Consider the following 13,981-nt stretch of genomic DNA (forward strand, 5'->3'; position numbering starts at 1 on the left):
CGGCGACTGAGTCAGGCATCGGAGTTGTCGAGGATGACGACGGGTGCCTCTTCCACGTCCAGCCACGCGCTCTCGAGGCTCATGCCGGTGGCCGCCTCGATGAAGGCGAACGCCGCGCTGCGCTTGCCGCGGTAATCCTCCGGATCGAGGCTGTCGAGCATGGCGCGGAAGTCGGCCAGGATGTTCGGATCGCCGCTCTCGATGGCGTGCTCGGCGAAGATGAAGTCGCGCATCCACGCGCTGATCTCGCCGTCGGCCGCGTAGAGGATCGTGTATCCCCCGTTGAAGTGCCAGGTCGTCATCCACACGCGTGACTTCTCGCTGAGCTCGGTGAGGATGTGATCGGGTGTGGCGAAGCCGTAGGCGAGCTCAAGGAACCCCCAGACTCCTTGGCCCTCGAAGACGAAGAGCACGGGCCGGGTCTCCTCGTAAGCCTCTTCCATGGGATACGCCACGGTGTGCTTCTCGGGATCTCGGCCTCCGTTCAGCCGTCGCAGGAGATCGTCCACCGTGATCTCTTCGTCGAGGGGTTGCACCACAGTCCAGCAGAGCGCGTCCTCCAGCCACTGATAATGGTTGAAGAGACTGCGGTAGCGATCGATCACATGATCATTGTGTCCTCAGCGTGGGCTGCTCGGTCAGTGCCACCAGCCCTGCAACGGCCGTACGTGGAAGTCCGCGCCCGAGTTCGGGTCCGCGCCCGCGTCGAGTCGGGCGCGGATCAGGCCGAGGTCCGTCCAGGCGTTCCCGCCGATGCCCAACCACCCGGATCCGTCGTTGACGACCATGGCACTCCTCGGAACGTACGGGATATATAACTACCGATCATGGCGTACGAGGCCGGCAGACTCGGGCCGATGCCGCGGCGGTCTACGGGAGGGCGTCATCTGGCGGTCATGGCCACGTCGGTCCATGGACGATTGAGCGGAGTCAGCGAAAAAATCAGCGGACCCACTTGTGAAGATCAGCCATCTGGAACGAGCCGGTCCATTGTCTGCACCGGCGACCACTCCGATGATTACAACGTGGCCGACTGGAGTTCGCCCCCCGCTGAGGGTCGATTAAAACCTACGGGTGCCGATACGTGGCCATCATGTGTGCGACGAAGGCGATGAAGACGATGGTGATCACGATCGCGACGAGTACGTCTGTAGCAGTCCACTTTTCGTTCGCGAATTTGTGAGCGGCCTCGCTCCTTTCGCGGTTGTGCTTTTCCCGGGTCATGTCGTTGAGTGACTTCTGCATGCGCCTGACCTGGTCATCTGCCCGCCGTGCGCTCTGCCTCTGGTAGTCGTCGAAGCTCCCCGTCGAGCTGTCCGCCTTCATGAATTGTTGCGCTATGTGGCAACAATGGCACGATAAGTTATTACTTGGTGGTGACACGGTTGTGTCCTACGGCGGTATCGGCGATCCCGAGAGCGGAGGGCCCTCGGCGACCCCGTGCCGAGGGCCAGGCGGGACCGGCGAGTGACATCTCGGCCAAGCCCCGTCCGCCTTCTCAGGCCAGATCTTCACAGCGCGAGGGGAGGATCACATCGCGATGCGTGATCGTCGATGGCGGCTGCCCGGCACCCAAGGCGACGCTGTTGAACGGCTTCCCCGCCGCCCCCACGTCGATCTCAGACTCAGATCGTCGCAGCCGGCTTCCCCTCCTCGGACGGCACCGTGTCGCCAACGCGTTCCGCGAGGCTGCTGTAGGCGAACCAGGGCATGAAGAACTGGGTGATCGGGCCGACCGTCAGTGCGTACAGCACGGTGCCGGCGCCTACGGTACCGCCGAGCAGCCAGCCCACGGCCAGCACAGTGATCTCGATCAAGGTGCGGATGAGCCGGATGGAGCGCCCGGTTGCGGTGGACGCGCCGGTCATCAAGCCGTCCCGGGGCCCGGGGCCGAAGCGTGCGCCGACGTAGACGGCGACGGACAGTCCGTTGAGAAGGATCCCGCCGACGAGCAGGCCGATCCGTGCGGGGAGCCCGAGGTTCTGCGGGATGAGCAGGAGACCGAAGTCGGACGAGCACGCCAGGACGACGATGTTCGCGACGGTGCCGAACGTGGGCGCCTGCTTGAGGGGGATCCACAGCAACAGCACGAGAACACCGAGGACTGCACTGATCGTGCCGAAGCTCAGGGGGGTGTGGTGCTCCAGCCCCTCATACAGGACGCTCCAGGGGTTGACGCCCAGCGCGGCCCGGACCATGACCGACAGGCTGAACCCGTACAGGGCGAGGCCGATGAACAATTGGGGAAGGCGTCGCAGCGGACGCTCGCCGAGACGGACGTAGGTGAGTGGTGGCAGCGACGGGCGACGGGACACCGGTGGAGCCGCGACGCGTGCCACCCGACGGCGCTTGAGTCCACGTTCGTCGCTGTCGGTGATCTCTTGCTCCATACCGCTCGCCTCCATCGGGTGCTTGTCCTCCTTCAAGACCAATGAGGCGATTCTGTAGAGTGATTGGCCGAGGTAACATGGCCAATTTCATGAGAATGGTTGGTATGGCAGATTCGAGCCCACTTCAGCCCCTGGAGGGGATGGAACGCGGCGACCGGGCGCTGGGCAGCCGACAGCTCGCCGCCATGCTGCCCGACCTGGCCGGGGCACGGCCCGCCTACCGCCACCTGGCTCAGGCGGTCAGCGCGCTGATCCTGGACGGACGGATCGCGTTACACGTCAGGCTCCCCGCCGAGCGGGAACTGGCCACCGCCCTGAACATCAGTAGGGCCACCGTCACCGCCGTATACGACCTGCTGCGGGAGCGAGGGTTCGCACACAGCCGCCAGGGCTCCGGCACCTGGACGGACCTGCCGGAAGGCCGTAGGCCGAACGGCCTCACCCGGCTCCTCGGAGCCCAGGACACCGCGATCGATCTGGCCAGGGCGGCTCCCGGACTGCCAGAGCAGACGCTCACCGACGCTCTCGCTCAGATCACCCCCCGACTGGCCGAGCACGCCCACACTCCCGGCTACCACCCCTACGGTCTTCCAGAACTGCGCGCCGCCGTCGCCGAGCGTTTCACCCGGCGAGGCCTGGCCACCGTGCCCGAACAGATCCTGGTGACCTCCGGCGCTCAGCACGCACTCACGCTGGTCCTGGGGCTGCTGTGCCGCCCCGGCGACCGGGTCATGGTCGAGAATCCGTCCTACCCGAACGCTCTGGAGGCCATGCGTCGCGCCCGGCTGCGCACCGTGTCGGTCCCGGTGACCGATACCGGCTGGGATATCGAGATCATCGAATCGACCTTGTGCCAGGTGGTACCCCGACTGGCTTACCTGATCCCCGACTTCCACAACCCAACCGGTTGCCTCATGCCCGATCAGGAGCGGGTCCGCCTCCTGCGTGCCGCGCAACGCTCCGGTATCTGGCTGGTCATCGACGAGACCCTGGCCGACCTCGCCCTCGACACCCCGGCCCCGCCGCCCCTCGCCTCCCACGCCACCCCCAGCGGAACCAGCCAGGTCATCACCATCGGCTCGATGAGCAAGACCCACTGGGCGGGGCTGCGTATCGGCTGGCTGCGCGCCCCGGCGCGGCTCGTCACCGAACTCGCCGGCCAGCGGGTCGCCACCGACATGGGCGGTTCGGTCCTGGACCAGCTCCTGGCCCTCACCCTGCTGGCCCGGACCGGGGAACTGCTGCCGCCCCGACTGGAACGGATGCGCGAGCAGCGCGCGGCCCTGGCCACCGCCTTGGCCGAGCACATCCCGCAGTGGACCTGGCAACTGCCGTCCGGCGGGCTGTCGCTCTGGGTCGATCTGGGCGAGCCCATCGCCGCGGCCCTGGCCGAGCGGGCAATGGACTACGGGGTGCGGATCGAGAGCGGCGCCTACTTCGCCACCGACCCGGGCATTTTCGAACAGCGCCTCCGCATCCCCTACACAACGCCTCCGGACACCCTGCGCGAGGCCGTGCGCCGGATGGCCACCGCCCTCGCGGACGGACCCCCACCCTCGTCCGATACCCGACGACGGCACTGGGTCGCCTGAGAGCATCCCGCCGCCGGTGCGAACACCGCACCCAGAAGAGGCCGGTTGAGGTGGGTCAGCCGTTCGGCCCCTGCCTCCCCGAGCGCTCGCCCCGGCCCCACCGGCAGCTCGCCGCCCGCCGGGTCCATTCGGGGAGATCGCTCCGGTCAACGGAGGCGGTGCTTGTCCGCCCACTCCGCGACGGCCGTGGCGATCGCGTGAGGCTGGTCCTCCGGGGTGTGGTGCCCGGCGATCGCGTCGTGGTGCCTGATCTCGAGGCCGGCCATGTTCGCCGCGCACCAGTCGACGAGTTCGGGGCCCATCATGCTCCCGGGCCCGGGTTCGAACGTGATCAGCAGTTTGGGCACGTCCACGCTGGTCGCCAGCCAGGCGTCGTACGCCTCGATCCTGGCCACGACGTCGGCGGGTTCCCCGCCCAGCGGCATCGACCTCGGCCACTGCAGCAGCGGCAGGCGACTGTCTCTGGTGGGGTAGGGCCGGCGGTAGACGTCGAAGTCGTCCTGGCTGAGGGGGGTGGCGACGGTACCGGGCAGCGCCTGCTCGATGAAGGCGTTGTCGTCCAGGATCATGGCCTCGCCGACCCCCTCCGTCTTGATCGCCTGGAACATCGGGCGGCCGCCCTCGGGGAACTCCTCCCAGGTCATCGGCTTGACGATGGTCTCGGTGAAGGCGAGGCCGCGCACCCGTCCGGGGTGGCGGGCGGCCCAGTCGAAGGCCAGGGCGCCACCCCAGTCATGCCCGACCAGCACCACCTGGTCCAGGTCGAGCGCGTCGAACCAGGCGTCCAGGTATCGCGCCTGGTCGGCGAAGGTGTAGTCGATGGGCGGTTTGCCTGATTCGCCCATGCCGATCAGGTCGGGGGCCAGGCGGCGCCCCGGGTCGCCGACGGCGGGCAGGATGTGCCGCCACAGGTGCGAGGAGGTCGGGTTGCCGTGCAGGAAGACCATCGGCGTGCCTGCGCCGAGATCCCGGTAGAAGACCGTGGAGTCGAGTACGTGCTGGATGGGCATGGCAGGTCCTTTTCAGAAATTGAGGTTCATCACGCGGTCCACCGCGATCTCGACCATGACCCGGTCGGGGGGGTTGGGCGGTGGGGACCCGTAGCGCTGGGCGTAGCGCCGTGCTCCTTCGGCCACCCGCGCCGGGTCGGCGCAGACGGTGGCGGTGCCTTCGAGGGTGACCCAGCGGAATCCCTCCACCTGGCAGAGCGCGACGCGGCCACCGGGTCGGGCGGTCAGGTTCCGGGCCTTGCGCGAGGGGGCCCGTGTCAGGACGCGGGCCAGGCCTGCGGCGCCGTCCCAGGTGAAGCGCACCGGCGCCACGTGCGGCGAGCCGTCGGGCCGGATGGTGGTCAAGGTGGCCAGGTGCGGCCCGGCCAGGAAGGTCTCGACCGGACCGGGCAGCACGCTCATCTGAAGGCCGCGACGTTGCGCGCGGCCCAGTCGGCGAAGGCGCGCGGCGCGCGGCCGAGGAGTCGCTCGACGTCGGGGCTCACCTTCTGCTCGGCGGCGGTCGGCTCGCCCAGGATGGACAGGGTGCCGTCCACGACCGGTTCGGGCATGAACTGCAGCATCTGAGCCCGGGCCTCCTCGCGGGTCTGCTCGTCGAACCGCACCGGTGCGCCCAGCGCGGCACCGATCGCCTCGGCCCGCTCCCGCGGAGTGACCGGGGCGGGGCCGGTGAGTTCATAGGTGTGGCCGGCGTGGCCCGCCTGACGCAGGACGACGGCCGCGACCTCGGCGATGTCGGCCGGGTCGATCGTCGGCAGCCCGACATCGCCGAACGGCGCGGCAGCCGCACGCTGTGAGCGGATCGTTTCGGCCCAGGCGTAGGCGTTGGAGTCGAAGCCGCCCGGCCGCAGGATCGTCCAGTCCAGGCCGGACCGGCGCACCGCCTCCTCGAAGGCGGCGGGGTGGCGATAGGTCTGCGGCCGGGTCCCCGCGCCCTGGGAGGAGAGCAGGACGACCCGTCGCACACCGGCGGCCTCGGCCTGGTCGAGGATGGCCTGCGGGTCCTCTCCGGCGACCAGCAGGAACAGGGCGCGGGCTCCCTCCAGCGCGCTCCGCAGGCTTGCGGGCTCGGCCAGGTCGGCCTGGCTGTGCCGGACGCCCTCCGGTAGCGGGGCGGGCTGCCGGGAGACCGCGGTCACCTGCTCGCCTGCCGCGGCGAGCAGCCGGACCAGCTCGCGGCCGACGTTCCCGGTGGCACCCGTTACTACGATCATGGAATTGCCCCTCAAGTGAGTTAGTTGACTTACTTGAGAATGACCATAGCTGACTCGATCGTCGATGTCCATAGTGAGTCAGGTGACTAACTTGAAAAGAGGGGCAAACGAGGCGGCCGACCGGGTCCGATCATCGATGGCTCATAGCCCGTCGCACATCGAGATCACGAATTTTCCGCGGGTGTGGTGCGCGGTGGCGAAGTCGCGATACGCCCGGTCCGCCTCGTCGAATCCGTACCACCGGCTGATCATGTCGGGCACCGTGCCGTCCAGCGCTCGGGCGGCGAGCGTCGGGAGGGTCTCAGGTGTGACGCTCGGCGGTCCGTTGACCACGGTGACGGTGATGTCGTCGCGGCCGAAGGCATCGTGGCCGGGAGTGCCGGGGGTCGTGCTCAGCAGGCGGCCTCCCGGCCGGAGGGCCCGGCCCGTCTCGATCAACCGATCTCCGTGAAGGGCCGTGTTGACGATCGCGTCCACCCCTTCCGGATGGCGGCGCAGCGTTTCGGCGACGACGTCGTGCGCCAGGTAGTCGATGGACTCCGCGGCTCCCAGGCCTGCGATGTGGCTTTCGTACTCGGGAATCGTCGTGGCGATCACCTCGGCTTTCTTCTCCCTGGCCAGCAAGGGCACGAGGATGCTGCCGATCCCGCCTGTCGCGCCGATGACCAGTATCTTCTCTCCCGGCTGGAACGCTCCGTCCTGCAGTGCCGCGGCGGCTGTCAGCCCGGTGCTCGCCAGCGAGGCCGCCAGTTCGGGGCTGAGCCCGTCCGGTCGCCGGACGACGAACGGCCCGTCGGCCTGGAACGTCGCGTACTCCGCGAGGGCACCCGAGGTGAGGGAGAGGACCTTGAACCGGGCGGTGTAGGACGGCGGGGAGCCGAAACCGAAGACCTCGTCTCCCACCGCGAAGCCGTCGATGCCCGGCCCGAGTTCCGTCACCGTCCCGGCGAAGTCCGACCCCGGTATGAAGGGGAACGTCGTCTCGAAGGCCTCCCGGACGACACCGCTGGTCAGCATCAGGTCGGCGGGATTGAGCGAGGCCGCTTTCACACGCACCTGGATCTGGCCGGGGCCCGGTTCGGGAACGGGAACGTCCGCCATGCGGAGCGTGTCCGCCGGGCCGTAGTTCCTTGCTACCAAGGCTCGCATGTTGCTTGTCCTTTCACAGGTTGTCGATGACGGTTGCGCGCAGCTACGACGACGGTGCGCGAGCGTGGTTCGAGGGCGGCACCTCATGTCCTTTTTTCACCGTGGTGTGCCGTGCCGCCGAAGCCCACCGTGTCGTGTCACTGAAGCTCACCGTGCCGTGCCGCCGAAGCTCACCGTGGTGTGCCGTGTCGTCGAAGCGCGCACCGCGGAGTGCTTCGGCTGTTGCCGGTCCCGCCGCGGACGCGCCCGCGAAGGGCACCGTGCGCATGCCGCTAGCTCTCCACTTCGATGGCCAGCGCGGGACAGAGTGCCGCCGCCTCCCGTACCGCCGCCGACTCCTCGTCCGGCGGCGCCGGATCGAGCAGGACGACCACGCCGTCCTCCTCGCGCTGGTCGAAGACCCGCGCTGCGGCCAGGACGCACTGCCCCGCGCCGATGCACCTGCCCTCTTCGATCGTCACACGCATCGCTGCCCCCTCCTCACCATGTGACCGGGACTTCGTGGACGCCGTAGATGTTGGCCTCGTCCTTGTACGGCAACTCGCTCGCCGCCGTCACCAGCCGCAGGCCGGGGATCCGGGAGAACAACGTGCTGAAGACGATCTCCAGCTCCAATCTGGCGAGGTTCTGCCCGAGGCACTGGTGGATCCCGTAGCCGAAGGCCAGGTGCGGCCCGCCGCCGCGGTGGAAGTCCAGATCGCCGGGCCGTTCGAAGACGGCGGGATCGTGGTTGGCGGCGGCGCCGAGCGCGATCACTCCGTCGCCCTCGCGGATGACCACGTCGCCGAGTTCGATGTCCGCGGTGGCCACCCGGGCCGTGCCGACGTCGGCGATGCTGAAGTAGCGCAGCAGTTCCTCGACCGCCCGGGGCACGACCGCCGGATCGGCCTGGAGTTCGGCCAGCCGGTCGGGGTTTTCCAGCAGGGCGACCGTGCCCAGCGAGATCATGTTGGCGGTCGTCTCGTGCCCGGCGACCAGCAGCATCGTGGCGGTGACCACGATGCGCTCGCGGTCGTACTCGCCGGCCTGCCGGTACTTTGCGATGAGGCGGCTGATCAGGTCGTCGCCGGGCTCGCCCTCCTTGGCCTCGACCAGCTCCGCCAGGTACTCGCGCAGTTCGGTCAGGACGCTCACCCGTTCCTGCGGCGCGGTGGAGCGGGAGACGGCGACGGCCGTACGGGTGTGGAAGAAATCCCGGTCGGAGTACGGCACGCCGAGCAGTTCGCAGATCACCAGCGACGGCACCGGCAGCGAAAGGGCCCGCACCAGATCCACCGGGCGATCTCCCACCAGCAGAGCCTCGATGCGCTCGTCCACGATCCGCTGGATGTTCGCGCGCATGCGCTTGACCGGCTTCACCGCGAACTCGCCCGCCACCATACGGCGGTGCCTGGTGTGTTCCGGCGGGTCCTGGAAGACGAACCCCTTCGCCAGCCCGCGAGTCGCCTCCCGGAACCCGGGAGCCGGGCTGGGGTAACCAGGATGCGAGCTGTCCTTACTGGCTCTGGGATCGGTGAGGAACTCGCGTACGAGGTGGTACCCGGTGATCACCCAGGTGGCCCGGCCGTCGGGCAGTACGACCTCGGACACCGGGCCGTCGGCGCGCAACTGCGCGTACTCCGGTGGCGGCGCCGGCGGGCACGTCCTCGGCATCGGGAATCCGGGCAGATCGGTAGTGATCTCCGTCATGAAACCTCCTGCAAAAACGGAGAAATTATCTCCTCTTTTGCGGACGTTATCCTTCCCGAGTGGCCAAGGTCAAGCGACGATGGGAGAGGGGGAGCGCATGGGCACGTCGGGCCGGCTCCGGGTGGACGCCCGGCGCAACCGCGAACTGATCATCGATACGGCCCGGAGGATCTTCACCGAGCAGGGCGCCGGCGCGACGATGGACGAGGTCGCCAAGCAGGCCGGCCTGGGGCCGGGCACGCTGTACCGGCACTTTCCCGATCGCGACAGCCTGTTCCAGGCGGTGGTCGAGGACGGGCTTCAGCGGATGATCGCCCTGGCGGACGCGGCTCGGGCGGAGGAATCCAGTTCCTGGGACGCGCTGAGCCGCTTCATGCGCGGTTGCGCCGGGCTCCGGCTGGACCTTCTCGGCTCGATGGCCAGGGCGCAGGCCGATCGGATGACCGCGAATCCGGAGATCCAGCAGGGACGCGCCAGGTTGATGGACGTGCTCGACGGGATCGTGACGGACGCCCACCGGGAGGGGACGATGCGCCGTGACGTCGGCACGGGAGACGTGCTGGGCGTCGTCAGCCTGCTCATCCGCGGGCTGCCCACCCTCTCCCCGGACCTGGCCGGTGACTTCCGCGATCGTACGTTGGAGCTGATCCTCGTCGGTATGCGCAACCACCCGTGGGCTCCGTCCCTCGGGGAGGCCATGGGCGCCGAGGCACTGAGCCGTCGCCTTGCCGATTGAATCGGAGAATATTTCTCCGATTGCTTGTTGTGGACTTCGGCTGCCTGGTCCGCAACGCGTCCGGCCTCTCGCCACGGGTGTCTGGCGCGAAGCGCGCCGGCCGGCGTCGGCCGGCGGGTCGCGGAGATCACCTGCCTGTGCGGACTCCTACTGGACGGCCGCGGTAAGCCGATGCGACGAGGGCTGAGCGGCTGGGATGGGCAGGATCCGCCCGCGACGGAGGGCGGCGTATTCGACCTGGCGCAAAAGACGGTGTTGATGAGCCCGCGGTATCCGCGCGGGATCGTCGTGCCGGTGGACCGGAACTTCCACACGACCCAGGTGCGATGGCGGCAGTGGGACGACGCCGGATGGTACGCCAACCAGGGCAAGGGAACCCATCGACGTGGTGCCGGGCCGGGAGAACGCGCCCATCGACTTCATGCTTCCCTACCCGGCCTCCGTGCTGAAGCTGATGGTCAACTTCGGGGTGCTACGGCTGGTGGACAAGGGCGAGATCAAGCTTGAGGACACCTACGACTACCAGCCCACGCCGACCGGTCACCGAGCCCGGTGTCTACCCCGTCGCCTACACCGAGAAGCTGGCCCGGCTGGGCCAGGCGATCGACCGGTACGAGGCGGCCTCCCACGGCCGCCGCACCAAGGACTGAGCACCCCCGGCCCGCCGCTCCGGTGGCGGGCCGGGCATCGCCGATGCGCTGCTGGGCGATGCCTGGCCGCCTGGGTCCTCGTCAGCCGTGTGAGTCGGCCCGCGAACCCGAGAAGGTGAGGCAGGACGGGCCGTTCGGACCGCCGATGCGGACGGAATTGAAGAAGTCGCGGTATGTGCTGAAGAAATTGCCCTTCCCACCGGGGGTGGTCAGCGCGGAGCAGCCGCCGTAGTCGGCTTCGGAGTAAAGGTGGATGTAGGAATCCGTGCGGTTCCAGTCCGACTTGGCCCGGCCGGCCATGTTGAGTGCGGCGAGGTCCGGCGTATCGCTCTGGATCTCGATGATGTCGCCCGTGCCGTCGAGGCCGGAGAACAGACAGTAGTGGTCGTCATGGCATCGGTTGTAGCCATCGGCCGCCTGGGCGGGAACGCTCGTCAGGGTGGCCAGCGCAACGGCCGCGATCGGTAGTGCCAGCATCTGAAGCTTCTTTCCCAATGTTCCTCCATTGGTGAAACTTTCCTTCGATGACGGCACAAACATACCTGGCCTGATCTTGCTGAGGGAAGGGATAACCGCCGCCGATTTCAACACGTCGGGAAGTACGGATACCGACCCGCCGTTGACTCGGTTGCCCGCCCCCGTCGGCGATATCGCTGCCCCCGGGCTTCCGGTCCGCGGTCACCCGTAGAGCTGGAAGCGCGGCCACGCCGTGCTCCACGGCTCCTTGAGGCCACGGCACACGAAGACCGGCAGGCCCTGCCGCTCGTTCTGGACGCCGAGGCCGTTGTCCAGGCGTGCCGCCTCGGAGCATGTGCCGAACTGGGTGTTCAGCAGTTCGAGCGGCACCCTGACGGCGATGACGGCGGTGGCCCGGTCCGGAGGCGGGCCGTAGCGATGCAGGTGGTTGTGGCCGCTGTAGACAGGGGGCAGGACGCCGCGGTCCGCCTCCCGGTCGAGCATGCCGGCCTCGCCGATGCCGCCGGCGAGCAGCACGGCACCCGCCCGGTCCCCGGCGGGCAGCCCGCGCACCACCTCCGTGACCTGGGCGGCGAACTCGGGCCAGCCGATCTGGTCGGCGGTGACCTCGTTGAACGCGGGGATCGGTGTCTGCGCCAGCATCGTCGCGGGGATCAGCGGCAGGTTGAACACGGCGCAGTAGACGCCGTTGAACACCAGTCCGCCGACGGCGAGCCGGCGCCGCGTCCCACGGTCCGCCATCCACGCGGTCACGCTCACGCAGCCCGCGGCGAGCAGCAGGATGAGCAGTCCCGCCGCGTAGTCGAACCGGCCGCCCATCAGCAGGACCATGGCGGCGGCCACCGGGTAGGCGATCGCCAGGGAACGCACCCGCCGGTCCCGCCAGAGCCGGACCCAGCCCGCCACGGCGAACACCCCGCCCACCGGTCCGAGCAGCAGGACCTGCATGGGTACGAACATGGCGCGCATCTCCGCGCCCCGGTCGTCGCTCAGCGCCGCGGCCATCGTCGCCTGCGGCCAGTCGTTGGTGATCTGGTAGAGCAGGTTCGGTACGGCGATCGCCACCGCGGCGAGGACTCCGGCCCACAGGCGGGGGTCACGGAACAGGCGCCTCGGCCCGGCGACGGCCAGCCCGACGGCCAGTCCGACGACCAGCAGCGCGATCAGGTGCTTGTTGTAGGTCGCGATCCCGATCGCCGCACCGGCGGCGATCCACCATTTCCGGTCCCCGCGCAGCAGGGCCCGGAGGACGAAGAGGATCGCCGCCGCCCACAGCGGGGCGTCGAAGCTGGTGGTGAGCAGGCTGTGCCCGCCCACCACGGTGGAGGAGGCGGTGGTGATCGCCACCGCGGCGAGGAGCTGGGCCGTACGGCCTCCGCCCAGTTCCCTCGCGATCAGGGCGACGAGCACGACCAGTGCCGCGGCGCCCAGCGCCGCGGGCACGCGCACGGCCGTGACGGTGTCGCCGAGAAGCAGCACGGCCGCCCTGGCGAGCAGCGGTGTCAGAGGAGGCTGATCGACGTATCCCCAGTCGGGATGCTCACCGATCATGCGGAAGTACAGTTCGTCCTTGTAGTAGCCGTACCAGGGGCTGAAGGCGAGCAGTATCGAGAAGAAGACGAGGGCGACCACCGTGACGGGGCGCCAGGCGAATGTGGAGAGCCCGTCGATGCGACCGACTCTCTCCGGTAGGGAGATGGTGCGAGTTTGCGCCATCTCTTCAGGAGACCCCCTTAGCTTCGGTGCCTCCCACCCCTAGCCGACCCCTAAACGATGCCGCCGATCTTGAATAGCCGGAGATATGGTGTTATGCCGGGCAGAGCAGGCGCCCCGCCGTATCCCTGCCGGTCAGGCCCGTTCCTGCCGGGGCATGACCACCTCGCGGACGATGAGCAGGACGGCCGCGACCAGCGGGATGCCGAGCAGGGCGCCCAGCACGCCGAGCAGGGCACCGCCGAGCAGGGCGCCGACGATCGTGGCGAGCGGTGGGACGTCCACCGAGCTCTTCATCACGCTCGGCGCGATCCAGTAGTTCTCGATCTGCTGGTAGACGGTGAAGAAGACCAGGCAGATGATGCCGACGGTCGGCGAGACGAAGAACCCCACCAGGGAGGCGACCCCCGCGCCGATGAAGGCGCCGACCATCGGGATGAGGTCGGTCAAGGCCACGATGAGGGCCAGCGCCAGGGCGTAGGGGACCTTCATGAAGAACAGGAAGAAGAAGGTCGTCACGCCGGCGATCAGCGAGATGATCAGGTTGCCGGCGACGTAGCCGCCGATGCTGTCGATGATCTGGTCGCCGAGCAGGCTGGTGCGGGTCCTGCGCGACTTCGGCACCAGGCGGTAGGCCATCTTCTTGAGGGAGTTCAGCGAGCCCAGGAAGTAGAGCGTCAGGACCAGGACCGTCAGCGCGTTGAAGACCGCCCCGATGAGCACCTGACCGAAGCCGAGGACGCCGCCGAACATCTGGCTGCCGAAGTCGCCGCTGGTCACGTACTGCTGGATCTTGTCCAGAAGCTGGAAGCGCTGGTCCAGGTCGCGGATCATCGGGTTGTTCTGCAGCTCCTGGACGTACTGGGGGAGCTTGGCCATGAAGTCGGTGGACTGCGTGGTGAGCGGTGGGACCACGGCCAGGCCGAAGCCGGCGAAGACGGCGATGACCCCCAGGAAGACCACGGTGATCGCGACCATGCGGGCGAGCCCGCGCTTCTGCAGCGCCTCGACGGCCGGGTTCAGGCCGATGGCGAGGAAGAGCGAGACGATGATCAGAATCAGCACCGAACTCGCGCTCACCACGGCCTGAACCAGCCACCAGGCGGTGAGCACCCCGAGTGCGGCGGTGAAACCGAACACGAACGGGTGGTTGCGCATCGACTGCCCGGGCCGGCCGAAGGGAAGATCGTCGGAGGGCGCGTCGACGGAGGCCCGGCGCGTCGGGCCGACCACGGGAGCGTCGGCCGGGGGCATCGGCCCGGCAGAGGTGAGCACCGGTTCCGCCGGGTGCTCGCCGGTGGTGGGGACGGAGGTGGCCGGTTCGGCACGGTCACGGGAGATTGACTCGGACACGGACGGCC

16 protein-coding genes are annotated in these 13,981 nt (G+C 68.7%); 3 read left to right on the top strand and 13 right to left on the bottom strand.

The window, feature by feature from the left end; all coding sequences use genetic code 11:
* Window positions 1-11: 11 nt before the first annotated feature.
* The 4 genes from OHA77_RS25015 to OHA77_RS25030 all read right to left on the bottom strand — a co-directional run bounded on the left by OHA77_RS25015 (window position 12) and on the right by OHA77_RS25030 (window position 2,432).
* Window positions 12-605 carry a hypothetical protein gene (locus OHA77_RS25015; RefSeq protein WP_406311920.1) on the bottom strand — a complete coding sequence of 198 codons (594 nt, stop codon included), beginning with the start codon at window positions 603-605 and terminating at the stop codon, window positions 12-14.
* 33 nt (window positions 606-638) lie between these two features.
* Window positions 639-788, bottom strand: coding sequence for a hypothetical protein (locus OHA77_RS25020; RefSeq protein WP_406311921.1), 150 nt, complete (start codon window positions 786-788; stop codon window positions 639-641).
* A 280-nt stretch (window positions 789-1,068) separates the two neighbouring features.
* Window positions 1,069-1,326: a hypothetical protein gene (locus OHA77_RS25025; protein WP_406311922.1), complete on the bottom strand. Its 258-nt coding sequence runs from the start codon at window positions 1,324-1,326 to the stop codon at window positions 1,069-1,071.
* A 299-nt stretch (window positions 1,327-1,625) separates the two neighbouring features.
* Window positions 1,626-2,432: a YitT family protein gene (locus tag OHA77_RS25030; protein WP_406311923.1), complete on the bottom strand. Its 807-nt coding sequence runs from the start codon at window positions 2,430-2,432 to the stop codon at window positions 1,626-1,628.
* Between the two features lie 62 nt (window positions 2,433-2,494).
* Here OHA77_RS25030 and OHA77_RS25035 point away from each other — a divergent pair, with 62 nt between their 5' ends.
* A complete protein-coding gene (locus OHA77_RS25035) occupies window positions 2,495-3,982 on the top strand; it encodes a PLP-dependent aminotransferase family protein (RefSeq protein WP_406311924.1) in 1,488 nt (495 codons plus the stop codon).
* A 146-nt stretch (window positions 3,983-4,128) separates the two neighbouring features.
* Here the strand turns inward: OHA77_RS25035 and OHA77_RS25040 are convergent, their stop codons facing one another.
* The 6 genes from OHA77_RS25040 to OHA77_RS25065 all read right to left on the bottom strand — a co-directional run bounded on the left by OHA77_RS25040 (window position 4,129) and on the right by OHA77_RS25065 (window position 9,044).
* A complete protein-coding gene (locus OHA77_RS25040; protein ID WP_406311925.1) occupies window positions 4,129-4,992 on the bottom strand; it encodes a haloalkane dehalogenase in 864 nt (287 codons plus the stop codon).
* 12 nt (window positions 4,993-5,004) lie between these two features.
* Entirely contained in the window at window positions 5,005-5,394 is a 390-nt protein-coding gene (locus tag OHA77_RS25045) for a pyridoxamine 5'-phosphate oxidase family protein (protein ID WP_406311926.1), read from the bottom strand.
* On the bottom strand, window positions 5,391-6,206 hold the full coding sequence (locus OHA77_RS25050) for an SDR family oxidoreductase (RefSeq protein WP_406311927.1): 816 nt from the start codon (window positions 6,204-6,206) through the stop codon (window positions 5,391-5,393). Before OHA77_RS25050 ends, OHA77_RS25045 begins: the two co-directional genes overlap by 4 nt.
* A 141-nt stretch (window positions 6,207-6,347) precedes the next feature.
* Window positions 6,348-7,355, bottom strand: a complete 1,008-nt coding sequence (locus OHA77_RS25055) for an NADP-dependent oxidoreductase (RefSeq protein ID WP_406311928.1) — start codon at window positions 7,353-7,355, stop codon at window positions 6,348-6,350.
* 272 nt (window positions 7,356-7,627) lie between these two features.
* Window positions 7,628-7,822 (bottom strand): ferredoxin, encoded by a 195-nt coding sequence (locus OHA77_RS25060; protein ID WP_406311929.1) that lies wholly within the window; start codon window positions 7,820-7,822, stop codon window positions 7,628-7,630.
* Window positions 7,823-7,835: 13 nt separating this feature from the next.
* Window positions 7,836-9,044 carry a cytochrome P450 gene (locus OHA77_RS25065; protein ID WP_406311930.1) on the bottom strand — a complete coding sequence of 403 codons (1,209 nt, stop codon included), beginning with the start codon at window positions 9,042-9,044 and terminating at the stop codon, window positions 7,836-7,838.
* A 79-nt stretch (window positions 9,045-9,123) separates the two neighbouring features.
* Between OHA77_RS25065 and OHA77_RS25070 the strand changes: the two genes are divergently transcribed.
* Together OHA77_RS25070 and OHA77_RS25075 are read left to right on the top strand one after the other, a co-directional pair.
* Window positions 9,124-9,780 carry a TetR/AcrR family transcriptional regulator gene (locus tag OHA77_RS25070; protein ID WP_406311931.1) on the top strand — a complete coding sequence of 219 codons (657 nt, stop codon included), beginning with the start codon at window positions 9,124-9,126 and terminating at the stop codon, window positions 9,778-9,780.
* Between the two features lie 503 nt (window positions 9,781-10,283).
* Entirely contained in the window at window positions 10,284-10,430 is a 147-nt protein-coding gene (locus OHA77_RS25075; protein WP_406311932.1) for a hypothetical protein, read from the top strand.
* 81 nt (window positions 10,431-10,511) lie between these two features.
* Here OHA77_RS25075 and OHA77_RS25080 read toward each other — a convergent pair whose 3' ends face one another.
* The 3 genes from OHA77_RS25080 to OHA77_RS25090 form a co-directional block, all read right to left on the bottom strand.
* Entirely contained in the window at window positions 10,512-11,021 is a 510-nt protein-coding gene (locus tag OHA77_RS25080) for a peptidase inhibitor family I36 protein (RefSeq protein WP_406311933.1), read from the bottom strand.
* Window positions 11,022-11,108: 87 nt separating this feature from the next.
* On the bottom strand, window positions 11,109-12,623 hold the full coding sequence (locus OHA77_RS25085) for an ArnT family glycosyltransferase (RefSeq protein ID WP_406311934.1): 1,515 nt from the start codon (window positions 12,621-12,623) through the stop codon (window positions 11,109-11,111).
* 132 nt (window positions 12,624-12,755) lie between these two features.
* The gene (locus OHA77_RS25090) at window positions 12,756-13,973 is read right to left on the bottom strand and encodes an AI-2E family transporter (protein WP_406311935.1); all 1,218 of its coding nucleotides are present in this window, start codon (window positions 13,971-13,973) and stop codon (window positions 12,756-12,758) included.
* Between the last annotated feature and the right edge of the window lie 8 nt (window positions 13,974-13,981).

Origin of the sequence: Streptosporangium sp. NBC_01639 (assembly GCF_045209755.1) — a bacterium.
In the GTDB taxonomy this organism is placed as follows: Bacteria; Actinomycetota; Actinomycetes; order Streptosporangiales; family Streptosporangiaceae; genus Streptosporangium.